At 70.7% G+C, this 12,985-nt stretch carries 11 protein-coding genes; 5 read left to right on the top strand and 6 right to left on the bottom strand.

From position 1 onward, the window contains the following. Nucleotides 1-126 precede the first annotated feature (126 nt). The 3 genes from Q4V64_RS49585 to Q4V64_RS49575 are packed head-to-tail and all read left to right on the top strand — an operon-like array spanning nt 127 to nt 3,141. Entirely contained in the window at nt 127-1,110 is a 984-nt protein-coding gene (locus Q4V64_RS49585) for a tripartite tricarboxylate transporter substrate binding protein (RefSeq protein WP_172629550.1), read from the top strand. Further along, on the top strand, nt 1,107-1,646 hold the full coding sequence (locus tag Q4V64_RS49580) for a tripartite tricarboxylate transporter TctB family protein (protein ID WP_124444772.1): 540 nt from the start codon (nt 1,107-1,109) through the stop codon (nt 1,644-1,646). Before Q4V64_RS49585 ends, Q4V64_RS49580 begins: the two co-directional genes overlap by 4 nt. 1 nt (nt 1,647) lies before the next feature. After that, on the top strand, nt 1,648-3,141 hold the full coding sequence (locus Q4V64_RS49575; protein WP_124444771.1) for a tripartite tricarboxylate transporter permease: 1,494 nt from the start codon (nt 1,648-1,650) through the stop codon (nt 3,139-3,141). Nucleotides 3,142-3,195: 54 nt separating this feature from the next. Here the strand turns inward: Q4V64_RS49575 and Q4V64_RS49570 are convergent, their stop codons facing one another. Genes Q4V64_RS49570 through Q4V64_RS49555 form a run of 4 tightly spaced genes read right to left on the bottom strand, consistent with a single transcriptional unit; the run spans nt 3,196 to nt 6,946 of the window. After that, nucleotides 3,196-4,461: an FAD-dependent oxidoreductase gene (locus Q4V64_RS49570; protein ID WP_124444770.1), complete on the bottom strand. Its 1,266-nt coding sequence runs from the start codon at nt 4,459-4,461 to the stop codon at nt 3,196-3,198. Next, entirely contained in the window at nt 4,458-5,252 is a 795-nt protein-coding gene (locus Q4V64_RS49565) for an amino acid ABC transporter ATP-binding protein (protein ID WP_124444769.1), read from the bottom strand. Before Q4V64_RS49565 ends, Q4V64_RS49570 begins: the two co-directional genes overlap by 4 nt. Continuing rightward, nucleotides 5,249-6,004 carry an amino acid ABC transporter permease gene (locus tag Q4V64_RS49560; RefSeq protein ID WP_124444768.1) on the bottom strand — a complete coding sequence of 252 codons (756 nt, stop codon included), beginning with the start codon at nt 6,002-6,004 and terminating at the stop codon, nt 5,249-5,251. The genes Q4V64_RS49565 and Q4V64_RS49560 overlap by 4 nt, the downstream gene beginning before the upstream one ends. Before the next feature lie 9 nt (nt 6,005-6,013). Beyond that, complete coding sequence (locus Q4V64_RS49555; protein ID WP_124444767.1) at nt 6,014-6,946, bottom strand: transporter substrate-binding domain-containing protein; 933 nt, start codon at nt 6,944-6,946, stop codon at nt 6,014-6,016. 198 nt (nt 6,947-7,144) lie between these two features. Between Q4V64_RS49555 and Q4V64_RS49550 the strand changes: the two genes are divergently transcribed. Together Q4V64_RS49550 and Q4V64_RS49545 are read left to right on the top strand one after the other, a co-directional pair. Beyond that, nucleotides 7,145-8,323, top strand: coding sequence for a sugar diacid recognition domain-containing protein (locus Q4V64_RS49550; protein WP_124444766.1), 1,179 nt, complete (start codon nt 7,145-7,147; stop codon nt 8,321-8,323). An 87-nt stretch (nt 8,324-8,410) separates the two neighbouring features. After that, a complete protein-coding gene (locus tag Q4V64_RS49545; protein ID WP_124444765.1) occupies nt 8,411-9,595 on the top strand; it encodes an acyl-CoA dehydrogenase family protein in 1,185 nt (394 codons plus the stop codon). A gap of 11 nt (nt 9,596-9,606) precedes the next feature. Here the strand turns inward: Q4V64_RS49545 and Q4V64_RS49540 are convergent, their stop codons facing one another. Both Q4V64_RS49540 and Q4V64_RS49535 read right to left on the bottom strand, forming a co-directional pair. Beyond that, nucleotides 9,607-10,830 (bottom strand): LCP family protein, encoded by a 1,224-nt coding sequence (locus tag Q4V64_RS49540; protein WP_124444764.1) that lies wholly within the window; start codon nt 10,828-10,830, stop codon nt 9,607-9,609. A 29-nt stretch (nt 10,831-10,859) separates the two neighbouring features. Continuing rightward, a complete protein-coding gene (locus Q4V64_RS49535; protein WP_124444763.1) occupies nt 10,860-12,941 on the bottom strand; it encodes a bifunctional polysaccharide deacetylase/glycosyltransferase family 2 protein in 2,082 nt (693 codons plus the stop codon). Nucleotides 12,942-12,985 lie beyond the last annotated feature (44 nt).

Genomic DNA, 12,985 nt, shown 5'->3' with positions numbered 1-12,985 from the left:
CCACAACCTCCGTTGCTTCCGCAAGCGGGACAGACCGTTAACGTGCGGGCAACATGTGGCCCACATCACCCTCCCCCACAGGGCCTCCCCGTACCTTCATCGACGTACCGACAGGTGGTGGCACTCGTGCGCCTGCGCACTCCCCTTGCCCTGTTCGGGGCCGCCGTGCTCGTGCTCGTGGGACCTCCGCTGCTCACGAGCGGCAGCGGCGCCGACACCGGCACACAGATCCCCGGCCTGCGCTTCATGGTCCCCAACACGCCCGGCGGCGGCTACGACATCACGGCCCGGACGGCCGCGAAGAACGCCGAGGACGCCGGACTCACCCACAACATCGAGGTGTTCAACCTGCCCGGCGCCGGCGGCACGGTCGGGCTGAGCCGGCTGGTGAGCGAGCACGGCAACGGCAAGCTCGCCATGTCGATGGGCCTCGGCGTCGTGGGTGCCGTCCGCTCCAACGACGCGCCGAAGACCCTCGCGGACACCACCCCGATCGCCCGGCTCACCGAGGAGCAGGACGTCGTCGTGGTCGCCAAGGACTCCCCGTACAAGTCCATCGACGACCTGATCGGCGCCTGGAAGAAGGATCCCGGAAAGCTGCCGGTCGGCGGCGGCTCCTCCCCCGGCGGGCCGGACCACCTCGCGCCGATGCTGATGGCCCAGGCCGCGGGGATCGCGCCGAAGCAGGTCAACTACATCCCCTTCGACGGCGGCGGCGAACTGCTCGCCTCGATCCTCGGCAACAAGGTCGCCTTCGGCGTCTCCGGCGTCGGCGAGTACCTCGACCAGATCAAGGCGGGCGAGCTGCGGGTGCTCGCGGTCACCGGCCCGGAGCGGGTCGACGAGCTGGACGCGCCCACGCTGAAGGAGTCCGGCTACAACGTGGACTTCACCAACTGGCGCGGCATAGTCGCCCCGCCCGGTCTGTCGCAGGCCGAGCGGGACAAGCTCACCGCGCTGATCGAGGAACTGCACGACTCGCCCGAGTGGCAGCAGTCCATGAAGCAGAACGGCTGGGACGACGCGTTCCTGACCGGCGAGAAGTTCGGCGCGTTCCTGGACGCCCAGGACAAGCGCGTGGTTTCGGTGCTGAAGGAGCTGGGACTGTGACGACGCAGACCACCGACATACCCCCCACGCCTTCGGCCGACCGCCGCTCCTGGCTGCGCGAGCACTCCGAACTCGGCGTGTGCGTGCTGCTGCTGGCCCTCGGCGTGCTGGTCCTCACCGACGCGCTCACCATGGACGTCGACATCACCCAGCGCGGTCCGGTCGGACCGAAGACCGTGCCGATCGTGGTCGGCATCGGGCTGCTCGTCATCGCCGCCCTGCTCGCCGTCGACGTGCTGCGCGGCGGCCGCGGCCAGGCCGAGACCGGCGAGGACGTCGACCTGTCCGAACCGGCCGACTGGCGTACGGTGCTGCTGCTCGCCGGGGTCTTCCTCGGTGCGGCGGTCCTCATCGAGCCCCTCGGCTTCCCCATAGCGGGCGCCCTGCTGTTCTGGGGAGCCGCCTTCGCGCTCGGCAGCCGCCGCATCGACCGGGACCCGCTGATCGCGGCCGTCCTCTCCCTCGTCACCTACGCCGTCTTCAACAACCTGCTCGGAGTGCCGCTGCCCGGCGGTCCGCTGATGGGAGTGCTGTGACATGGACGCCCTCAACTCCCTCATGGACGGCTTCGGTACGGCCCTGACTCCGGTCAACCTGCTGTGGGCCGCCCTCGGTGTACTGCTCGGCACCGCGATCGGCGTGCTGCCCGGCATCGGACCCGCGATGGCGGTCGCGCTGCTGCTGCCGGTGACCTACGGGCTCGATCCGATCGCCGCGTTCATCATGTTCGCGGGCATCTACTACGGCGCCATGTTCGGCGGCTCGACGACATCGATCCTGCTCAACACGCCCGGCGAGAGCGCGGCGGTGGTCGCGGCCATGGAGGGCAACCCGATGGCCAAGGCGGGGCGGGGCGCACAGGCGCTCGCGGCCGCCGCCATCGGGCACTTCGCGGGCGGCCTGATCGGCACCATCCTGCTGGTCGCGCTGGCGCCGACGGTCGCCGACCTGGCGGTGGACATCGGTGCGCCGGACTACTTCGCCATCATGGTGCTGGCGTTCATCGCGGTGACGTCGGTGCTGGGTTCGTCGCGGATCCGGGGTCTGGCGTCCCTGCTGATCGGTCTGACGATCGGCCTGGTGGGCCTGGACCAGATGACCGGGCAGCAGCGCCTGACCTTCGGCTCCCTGCAACTCGCCGACGGCGTCGACGTGGTGATCGTGGCGGTCGGCCTGTTCGCGATCGGCGAGGCCCTGTGGGTGGCGGCGCATCTGCGGCGCAGCCCGGGCGAGCCGATCCCGGTGGGCCGCCCGTGGCTGGGCCGCGCCGATGTGAACCGGACCTGGAAGTCGTGGTTGCGCGGCCCGTTCATCGGCTTCCCGTTCGGCGCGATCCCGGCGGGCGGCGCGGAGATCCCCACCTTCCTCTCCTACGTCACGGAGAAGCGTCTGTCGAAGCACAAGGACGAGTTCGGCAAGGGCGCGATCGAGGGCGTGGCGGGGCCGGAGTCGGCGGCGTCGGCCTCGGCGGCGGGCACGCTGGTGTCGATGCTGACGCTCGGCCTGCCCACCACGGCGGTCGCGGCGGTCATGCTGGCCGCGTTCCAGCAGTACGGCATCCAGCCGGGGCCCCTGCTGTTCGAGCGCGAACCCGACCTGGTGTGGGGCCTGATCGCCTCCCTGTTCGTCGGCATGGTGCTGCTGCTCGCGCTCAACCTGCCGCTGGCGCCGCTGTGGGCGAAGCTGCTGCGCATCCCGCGGCCGTATCTGTACGCCGGGATCCTGTTCTTCGCGGCGGTCGGCGCGTACGCGGTCGGCGGCGAGGTCATCGACCTGGTGATCCTGCTGATCATCGGCCTGATCGGGTTCGGCATGCGGCGCTACGGCCTGCCCGTGCTGCCCGCCGTCATCGGCGTCATCCTCGGCCCGAACGCCGAGCAACAGCTCAGGCGCTCCCTGCAGATCAGCGACGGCAGCGTCTCGGGGCTGGTGAACACGCCGTTCGCGGTGACCGTGTACGCGGTGATCGTGGTGCTGCTGGCCTGGCCGCTGCTGAGGAAGCTGGTGACGCGGGGCCGTACGGCGGCCTGATCCGTCCGCCGGGGAGCGGGACGTCCGTGCGTCCCGCTCCCCGGCGGCGTCCGCTCAGTGGCGCAGCCGGTCGAAACGGAACGGCGCGAGCGCCTCGGGGCGGCGGCCGGTGACGACGTACTCGGTGAGCTTGTGGCCGGTGACCGGACCCAGGGTGACGCCGAGCATGCCGTGTCCGGTGGCCACGAAGGCGTTGTCGTGGCCCGGAACGCGGTCGATGACCGGGAGCCCGTCGGGGAGGAAGGGCCGCCCGCCGACCCAGGGGTCACGGATCAGGCCGACCAGGTCGTCCGGGTCGTCGAACCAGCGGCCCAGATAGTGCCGACTGGCCAGGGCGACGGCGACGACACGGCGCCAGTCGAGGCGGTTGTTGTTGCCGCTGAGCTCCATCGTGCCGCCGATCCGTGTCGTGCCGCCGATCGGTGAGGCGACGGCCCTGCGCTCGCCGAAGTACAGCGTGTGCCGGGGCTCCGGATCGAGATCCACCGAGAAGCTGTAACCCTTGCCCGCCTGGAGCGGCAGCGTATGTCCCAGCGAGCCCAGCAGGCGGGAGGAGCGCATACCGGCCGCGATGACGACGGACGAGCAGGGAATCTCCCCCTGCGCGGTGCGCAGCGCGGTGACGCGGCCCCCCGAGGTGCGCAGCCCGATGGCCTCGACGTCCTCATGGACCTTCACCCCCGAGGTGGCGAGCCTCTCGCCGAGCCCGAAGGCGAACGCCTCCGGGTCGACCACTCCCTCCCCCTCGACGAGGTACGCCGCACGCACCGAGGACGACAGCGCGTCGTCCAGCAGACGGGCCTCGTCGCCGGTGACGACGTCGTCGGGCAGCGGGTAGCGGCCGTCCGCCATCTCCCGCTGTACGGCCAGGTGATGGCGGGCCTCGGCGGCTGACAGGAAGGCGTGGACCATGCCGGGACGGGTCAGAGTCGTGTCGACGCCGGCCGCGCGCAGGCCGTCGAAGAGGTCGAAGGTGGTCCGGTTCAGCTCGGCGATCGCCGCGTAGCCGCGCCGGAAGGCGGCCGGGGTGCTGCTGCGCCAGAACCGCCACAGCCACCGTACGAACGCCGGGTCGGGCAGGGGCCGTAGGTACAGGGGCGAGTCCGGGCGACCCAGCGAACGCAGCGCGTACCGTACGACGCCGGGAGCCGGGACCGGCGTCGAGTGGCTGAGGCAGACCCAGCCCGCGTTGCCCCGGGACGCGCCGGAGCCCAGGCCGCGCCGTTCGACGACCTCCACGGGGAGGCCCGCCTCGGCCAGGTAGTACGCGGTGCACAGTCCGACGACGCCACCCCCGACCACCACCACGGGGGCGGTCATGACGCCGGCTCGTACGAGGCGAGGAACTCCCGGGTGCGCGCCTGGGCGGGGTTGTCGAGGACGTCCCGCGGGGCTCCCTCCTCCACGATCCGGCCGCCGTCGACGAAGACGACGTGGTCGGACACCTCACGGGCGAAGGGCAGTTCGTGGGTGACCAGCAGCATGGTCATTCCGTCCGCGGCGAGTTCCCGCATCACGGCCAGGACCTCCCGGGTGGCCTCCGGGTCGAGGGAGGAGGTGGGCTCGTCGAAGAGCAGCACCTCCGGCTTGAGCGCGAGCGCCCGCGCGATGGCGACGCGCTGCTGTTCGCCGCCGGAGAGCTGGTCGGGCTGGGCGAGTCCGCGGTGTGCGACGCCGACCCGGCGCAGCAGCGTGACGGCCCGCTCCAGCGCCTCCTGCTCCGGGACGCCTGCCTTGCGCTGGGCCAGCACGACGTTCTCCACGGCCGTGAGGTGCGGGAAGAGGTTGAACCGCTGGAAGACCATGCCGACGGTGCGGCGCAGCCGGGGCAGGTCGCGGCAGACCGTGCGGCCGGCGCTGTGCACGACCTCACCGGCCACCTCGACCGTGCCCCGGTCGGGGCGTTCCAGCAGGTTGACGCAGCGCATCAGGGTCGTCTTGCCGCCGCCGCTCTGCCCGATGACGCTAACGATGCGGCCGCGGTCGACCTCCAGGTTCACGTCGTCGAGCACCAGCCGGCCGTCGAAGGACTTGCTCAGCCCCTCGATCCGTACGACCGCGTCGGTGGGGGCATCGGTGACGGCTTCCGCCGTGGTGACGGGCTCGGTCATACCGCCGCCTCCTTCCGCTTGATGTCGGCACCGGGATCGGCGGCGAGCAGCTGCCTGGCCGCCCGTACCCGCCGCCGTCGCCACGGGGACAGGGGAATGCCGGCCCGTACCTTCCTCTCCAGCAGCAGAAGGAGTTGGGAGAGCGGATAGCACATGGCGAAGTAGAGCGCCGAGATGACCAGGTACACCTCCAGCGCCCGGAAGGTGGCCGAGGTGATGAGCCGGCCCTCCGACATCAGCTCCGCGGCGGAGACCGTGACGAGCAGCGAGGTGGACTTGAGCAGGTCGACCAGCATGGTGTTGGTGCCGGGCAGGGCCTGCCGGACGGCCTGCGGCAGGACGACCTGGGCGAAGATGGCCGCCCTGCCCAGTCCCAGCGCCTCGCCCGCCTCGGTCTGTCCGGCGTGCACTCCGCTGATCGCGGCGCGGAAGATCTCGGACAGGTAGGCGGCGTAGAAGACGACCAGGCTGAGGCACCCGGCCGTGAACACGTCCAGCCGGAGTCCCGCGGAGGCCAGACCGAAGTAGGTCAGGAAGATGATGGCCAGCAGCGGGACGTTCTTGAACACCTCGGTGTAGACGGCGGCGACGGCCCGTGCGGGCCATGTCCTGCTCAGCCGGAGCAGGGCCACAGCGAGGCCGAGGAGTACGGCGCCGACGAAGCTGACGACGGTGTAGGAGACGGTGCGCCAGAGCGCGTCGATCAGGTCGGACTGATAGTCGGACCAGGGCACTTGGAAGAGGCCGGACATGTCATCCCCTCACTGGCCGGCGGACGGCGGAGTCCAGTCCTGCGGCCGGTCCACGCCGCGGCGCGCGGTGGCGACGTCGGCGGACGGCTTGAGGAACTGCTCGGGGTCACCGCCGTACTTCTCGACGAGCTTCGCCATCTCGCCGTTCTTGTACATGGCGTCGATCTGCGCGGAGATCGCCTTCTCCAGCGCGGTGGCCTTCTTGGGCAGGTAGAAGCCGGTCTGGTACGGCTGGAAGTACTGGTAGTCGGGCTTCGCCTTGACCTCGGCGGCGGTGGGCGGTGTCAGGTACTGGGTGCTGATCTTCAGCTCCGGGCGCTCCTTCTGCGCGGCGATGATGATCAGCGGGTCGAGGAAGCCGACGTCGACGCGGCCCGCGCCGAGGTCGTCGAAGACTCCGGTGGCGTCGGGGTAGGCGTGCAGTTCGGCCCCGGGGACGGACTGGATGGACTTGACCCAGACATAGCCCTCGACCGTGCCCAGGTTCAGGCCCTTGAGGTCGTCGACCGTCTTGTACGTCTTGCCGCTGCGGACCGCCATCGCCGGGGGCGAGTAGTACGGCGGGTCGGTGAACAGCCCTTGCTTCTGCCGCTCGGCGGACCAGGCGACACCGCCGATGGTGATGTCCACCCGGCGGGACTGCACTCCGGCGAGCATGCCGGCGAAGTCGGTGACCTGTGGCTTGATCTCGAGGCCCAGCTTCTTGGCCACGTAGGTGAGGATGTCGCCGTCCAGTCCGACGATCTTGTCGCCCTGGACGCTGGTGTAGGGCGCATACGGCTGGACGGCCACCTTGATGACACCGGGCGTGAGCGTGCCCAGAGCGGCGGCCTTCGCGGAGACGTTCTTCGGTTCGTCGTCGCCGCCGGAACCACAGGCGGCGACCGATGAAAGCAACAGTATTGCCGACAAAGCGGACAGGAGGGATCGCACACGGGTCATGGGCTCGGGCCTTCCGTAAGGGCGCTGAAGGTACCCGCCGTTTCACCGCGCTGTGCCCTCGGCGGGATGTGATTGGGGCCATACGCTAGAGATCGGCCTGTCGCGAGTCACCGTTCACTTCGTACCAAGTTGTGGCTGATATCGCTCGGTCCCCTGTACGGTGCGTCCAACCCGGCCACCCGCGACGGGAGGAACGCCGTGCTGAGCCCGTCACTCGCCCAGGAGATCGCCGGGGACACCTCCGCCGTCATCGGCTTCAACGTGCTCATCACCGATGCGGAGGGCATGGTCATCGGCAGCGGCGACACCAGCCGGGTCGGTAGCTTCCACGAGGCGTCCGTCGAGGTCGTCCGCACCAAGGAACCCGCCACCCACAGCACGTCGCAGGCCCGCCAACTGCGCGGGGTGCGCCCCGGCGTCACCCTGCCGCTGGTCACCGACGGGCAGGCGGTGGGCACCGTCGGGATCACCGGCGCGCCCGCCCGGGTACGCCGCTTCGGACTGCTGGTGAAGCGCCAGACGGAGATCCTGCTGCGGGAATCCGTCATGCTGCGCTCCCGCCTGCTCTCGGAGCGGGCGGCCGAAAAGCTGCTCGCCGACATCGCCTCGTACGATCCACAGGTCGTCGAGGGCGACTTCCTCGTGTTCCGGGCCGCCGAGCTCGGCTTCGACCTGCGGCTGCGGCGGGTCGCGGTGGCGTTCGAGGTGAGCGTGCCCGGCGCGGCCGCGCGGCGCCAGGGCGCTCCCACCCAGGACATGGCGCTGGTCCGCTCGGAACTGCTGCGCACCGTCCGCGAGGTCTTCGCCGACCCCCAGGACGTCGTCGCCGGCACGGCTCCCGGATGGATCGGCGTCCTGCACCGGCTGCCGGCCCGGCGTGCCATGGATTCCTTGGTCGCCGACTGCCGGCGGGTCGCCGATGTCATCGCGGCCCAGGACTCTCTCTCCGCCCGCGTCGGCATCGGGGAACCGGCCGACTCCGTCGGTGGTCTGCACGACTCGTACCAGGACGCGTGCGACGCCCTCCGGCTGGGCGGCCGTCCGGCGGGGGGCTCCCCCGTTCACCTGATCAGCGATCTGCGGGTCCACCAGGTCCTGGAGGCGGTGCACCAGTCCGCCCGCAACCGCCTGCTCGACCTCACCACCGCGGACCTGCGCGCCCAGCCGGACTGGCCGGCGCTGCGGGAGACGGTAATCGCCTGGTGCGAGAGCGGGTTCAATCTCGTCCGGGCGTCCACGGCCCTGCACATCCACCGCAACACCGTCGTCTACCGGATGAACAAGATCGAGCAGATCACCGGCCGCCCGCTGCGCGACCACCGGGCCGCCCTGGCCCTCTATCTCGCGTGTCTCGCGGATCGGCTCGGCGGCCAGTGAGGCCGCAACTCCCGTAGTGGCAGGGGGCGTTGACATGACAGGGCGATTCGCGTCACGGTGAGGGTCCGTCGTGCCCGGAGGTCGTCCATGGCTCCGTCGTCAGCGCCCCGTTCCGACGCCGACATCGTCGAACGCGTACGCGCGCTCCGTCCGCTCATCCGCGAGCACGCGCTGCGCGCCGAGCAGCAGAGGCGGGTGACGGACGAGGTGGCCGCGGCGCTGACGGACGCCGGGACCCACCGGATGAACGTGCCCCGGCGGTACGGCGGCTACCAGTCCCGATTACGGACGCAGGTCGACGCGGTGGCCGAGATCGCCGCCGGCTGCGGCTCGACCGCCTTCAAGACCGTGATCCAGGTGGGCTGTTCCTACATCGCGGCGCTCTTTCCCGACGAGGCGCAGGACGAGATCTTCACCAGCCCGGACGTACGGGTCGGCGGCACCCTCATTCCCGACGCCACGGCGGTCGTGACGGACGACGGCTATGTCGTGAGCGGCACCTCGGCCTTCGCCACCGGCTGTCACGACGCCGACTGGCACCTGCTGACCGCCCGCGTCGAATCCGGCGACGGGCCGCCCGAGGTGCTGTGGGCCGCCGTGCCGATGGCCGATCTGGAGATCCTGGACGACTGGTACGTCTCGGGGCTCGCGGGCAGCGGCAGCAACAGCGTGGTCGCCCGTGACGTCGTCGTCCCCGCTCACCGTGTGCTGCCGGTCGGGCCCCTGCTGGGCGGTGAGTTCCCCTCGAAGGCCAACGCCGACGACCCCTTCTACCGGATGCCCGTCCTGCTGCTGTTCTGTGCCTGGACGGCGCCGAACGCGCTCGGCCTGGCGCGGGCGGCGCTTGCGGAGTTCACCGAGCGGATCCATCGGCGGGGCATCACGTACACCTTCCACGAGCGGCAGCACGAGGCAGCCGTCACCCATTTGCAGGCGGCCGAGGCGGCCATGAAGATCTCCTGCGCCGAGCTGCTGACGGACGAGTTCGTGGCCCTGATCGAGTCACGGGCCGAGTCGGGCGAGCCGTACACGGTTCAGGAGCGGGCCAGGATCCGGGCGCAGAGCGGCTGTGTGACGCGGCTGTGCAAGGAGGCCGTCGACCTGATCGGGTCCGCCTCCGGCGCGTCCTCCCTGCGCCAGGAGGTGCCCGTCCAGCGGGCCGTGCGCGATCTGCACGCCCTGAGCCTGCACTCCTTCGTCAATCCCGCCACCAACCTGGAGCTGTACGGCCGGGTCCTGTGCGGGCTCGACGCGGGCACGCCCTTCCTGTAGGGCGGGGCGGGTCATTGCCGCTGTCCGGCGGTCACGGGCAGGTCCTCCCTCAGCTCTCCGAAGAGCTGCCGCGCCCGGGCGGCGTCCCAGCGCACGGCGCTGCCCTGGGGGGTGATGAAATTCGGGTCGGCGACCGGCACGTTGAGCTGTCTGCCGCCGCCGGAGGTGACCTTCCGCATGGCCTGGAACAGCGACATGAGCTGCGGCAGGCCGGTGTCCTCGTCCACGACGAGCGTGTCGAGTCCCGCGGTGGCGGTCGGGACGGACTTGGCCGGGTTCAGGAGCGTGCCCGGCGTGGCCGCCTTCGCGGCGAGCGCGGCCAGGAACTTCTGCTGGTTCTGGGTACGGCCGAGGTCGCCCTGGGCCTCCTGCTTGCGCTGCCGGACGAACGCCAGCGCCTCCGCGCCGTCGAGGGTCTGGCAGCCCTTGCTCAGATTCGCCCCCGAAGCCTTGTCCCTGACGGGCCGGTCCAGGCACAGGTCCACGCCGCCGACCGCGTCCACCACGCCGACGAAGCCCGCGAAGCCGATCTCGGCGTAGTGGTCGACATGCAGTCCGGTGTTGCGCTCCACGGTCCGGACTAGGAGTTCGGGGCCGCCCAGGGAGAACGCGGCGTTCAGTTTGTTCGGCGTGGCGCGGTAGCTCCTGCCGGTGTCGGGATCGACGTACGGCGGGATGGTCACCCAGGAGTCGCGCGGCAGACTCATCATCGTGGTGCCGGCCACACCGGTGTGCAGCAGGATCATCGAGTCCGTGCGGCGGCCCTCGGCCGAACCGGTGCGCAGGTCCTTCCTGTCCTGCTGGGACAGCCCCTCGCGGCTGTCGGAGCCCACGACCAGGTAGTTGGTGCCCTTGCCGCGCGGCGCCCGGTCGGCGAGCGTGCCAAGGTTCACCTCCTGGTCGAGCTTGGTGTCGGCCCAGACGTACGTACCGACGCAGCCGGCGACCAGCGCGCAGACCAACAGGATCACCAGGCGCACGACCCGGCGCCGCCGGGAGGGGCGGGGCTTGGGCGATCTGCTGCCCCGGTCGGAGATGCCCGCCCGGCGGGCGCGGGACGGGTGCCCCTCGCCCGTGCGGCCGGGCGGGGCGGGAGAGAGCATGCCGGGCAACGGTGCGGTGCGTATCGAGGGCGGGGGTGCCGTGGGCATTCCCCGCCCCGTGATGACGCGTGCCTGCTCTGCCCCACCCTCGCTCCGGTCGTCGCCCGCCGGGCGGTCGGTCCAGTCGTCCATCGGCCTGTCAGTACCTCAGCGCATCGGGATCACCTCGTCGGCAGGCTCTTATACGGCGCCGGGCCGCCGATCTGTTCAGCGGCCGTACCGGAACGTTTCATGCGCTGCCACTTCAGGCGGCTGCCGAGCAGCAGGGCGACCACGGACTGGATGACGACCAGGTACATCAGCTGCCGGTAGGCGATGATCTGGAACGGCATCGACCACAGGCTCCACCGCCGCTCGCCGTCCAGCCTCAACGCGTAACCGGCACTGACCATTTGGAGGCCGAGGAAGGCGAACCAGATCCCCGCCGACGTCAGTGGGTCGAGGAACAGCACGCCGTACAGGGCGTAGACGTCGATGACCGGCGCGAGCAGCGGAAGGACGACCTGGAAGAGCGCGAGGTACGTCAGTCCCCGTCGGCCGAAGCGCCCGGCGGTGCCCGTGTCGAGGACGGCGCGTCGGTGTTTCCACATGGACTGGATGGTTCCGTAGCACCAGCGGTAGCGCTGTCGCCACAACTGCCGCAGGCTGGTGGGTACTTCGGTCCAGGCGACGGCGGACTCCTCGTAGAGCACCCGCCAGCCCGCCCGCCACAGGGCCATCGTGAGGTCGGTGTCCTCGGCGAGTGTGTCGTCGCTGACCCCGCCGACGGCCACCAGCGCGTCCCGGCGGAACGCCCCGATGGCTCCGGGAACGGTCGTCATGCACTCCAGGACCTCGAACATCCGGCGGTCGAGGTTGAAGCCGAAGCAGTACTCCAGGTGCTGCCACTTGGCGAGCAGCCCCCGCCGGTTGCCGACCTTGGTGTTGCCGCTGACCGCGCCGACCGCCGGGTGCGCGAGGGGCTGGACCAGCTGGTGGACGGCGTCCGGTTCGAAGACGGTGTCGGCGTCGACCATGACCACGATGTCGTGCCTCGCCAGGGCCAGCCCGGCGTTGAGGGCGGCGGCCTTGCCCTCGTTGGGTTTGCGGATCACCTCCACCCGCGGGTCTCCGGTACTCGCGGCGATCTGAGCCGTACGGTCCGTCGACCCGTCGTCGATGACGACGATCTGCAGGTCCGGGTGGGTGGAGTCGAGCAGCGAGAGGATGGTGGATTCGATGCCGGCCTCTTCGTTGTACGCCGGGACGAGCACCGTCACCGGTTCGGTCACCTCCCGCATCCAGGGCGCGCCCGGCCGGAAGCGTTCCAGCCGGCGGACGTGGGCGCGGGCGAAGAGGGCGAGCAGTCCGAGGCGCAGTACGCCCAGACCGCCCGCGATGCCGAGGATCCAGGTCATGGTGTTCGAGAAGCTGCGCCCGAGGCTGGTGCCCCAGAGCAGAGCGGTGCCCTGCCATCGCTCGAGGGTGGACACCGGTGTGTACGGGATGAGGTCGAGCCCGTCCGAGACGGTCGTGAAGCGGTCGACACTCCGGTTGTCGAGCAGCTTCTTCGTCTCCTGGAAGGCGGTCTCCGTCTGGCTGAACTGGCGGACCAGCCCCTGTGCCGGCTTCCGGGAGCCCTTGTCGGCGGCGACCAGCACATAGCCGCGGTCGGCCGCCTGGCTCGCCGCCTTCCACTCCCGGCCGCACAGCGTGTCCGGCGAGGTGGTCCGCGGCATCCGCAGCAGCGTGGTGTTCAGGTCCGCGGCGCCCGCCAACGCGGTCTGCGTCAGGTCGAGTTCGGTCGAGAAGCGGATCGGCGACGCCTCGCCGAGAACGGCGCCGGTGTAGGTGTTGGAGCCGATCTCATGGCCCTCGGCGCGGATCCGACGGACCAGCTCCGGATGGCGGGCGGCCTGGGAGCCGAAGAGGAAGAAGGTGGCGCGCGCCTGATGGCGGCGCAGCAGGTCCAGCAGGCGCGGGGTCCACACCGGGTCGGGGCCGCCGTCGAAGGTGAGCGCGACGGTGCGGGCGGGCATGGAGCCGGTCTGTATGCCGTTGCGGTTGATCCCGATGACGGGGCCGTTGCCCTCCGCCACCGCGTCCGGTACGGGTGAGGTGCAGGGCGACCGCGTCTTCGCGGCGTCGACCTCGTGTTCGGTCCAGCCCTCGAAGATCAGCACCGCGAACATCGCCGGAAGGACGAGTATCAGTAACAGCCAGTGCCCGCGGGGATCGCGGGACTGTTTGTGCCGGCCCTTCATGTGATCTCGGCCCTCCTCCCCGGAGAGACACCACGAGAGGCACA

Source organism: Streptomyces sp. NL15-2K, assembly GCF_030551255.1.
Taxonomy (GTDB): domain Bacteria; phylum Actinomycetota; class Actinomycetes; order Streptomycetales; family Streptomycetaceae; genus Streptomyces.
Note: the sequence above shows the minus strand (reverse complement) of the source record. Positions and strands in the feature narration are given on the sequence as shown.

Coding starts and splice junctions, on each gene's coding strand:
- Q4V64_RS49560 (WP_124444768.1), bottom strand. CDS start 6,004: ATGTCCGGCCTCTTCCAAGTGCCCTGGTCCGACTATCAGTCCGACCTG.
- Q4V64_RS49565 (WP_124444769.1), bottom strand. CDS start 5,252: ATGACCGAGCCCGTCACCACGGCGGAAGCCGTCACCGATGCCCCCACC.
- Q4V64_RS49570 (WP_124444770.1), bottom strand. CDS start 4,461: ATGACCGCCCCCGTGGTGGTGGTCGGGGGTGGCGTCGTCGGACTGTGC.
- Q4V64_RS49575 (WP_124444771.1), top strand. CDS start 1,648: ATGGACGCCCTCAACTCCCTCATGGACGGCTTCGGTACGGCCCTGACT.
- Q4V64_RS49540 (WP_124444764.1), bottom strand. CDS start 10,830: ATGGACGACTGGACCGACCGCCCGGCGGGCGACGACCGGAGCGAGGGT.
- Q4V64_RS49545 (WP_124444765.1), top strand. CDS start 8,411: ATGGCTCCGTCGTCAGCGCCCCGTTCCGACGCCGACATCGTCGAACGC.
- Q4V64_RS49555 (WP_124444767.1), bottom strand. CDS start 6,946: ATGACCCGTGTGCGATCCCTCCTGTCCGCTTTGTCGGCAATACTGTTG.
- Q4V64_RS49535 (WP_124444763.1), bottom strand. CDS start 12,941: ATGAAGGGCCGGCACAAACAGTCCCGCGATCCCCGCGGGCACTGGCTG.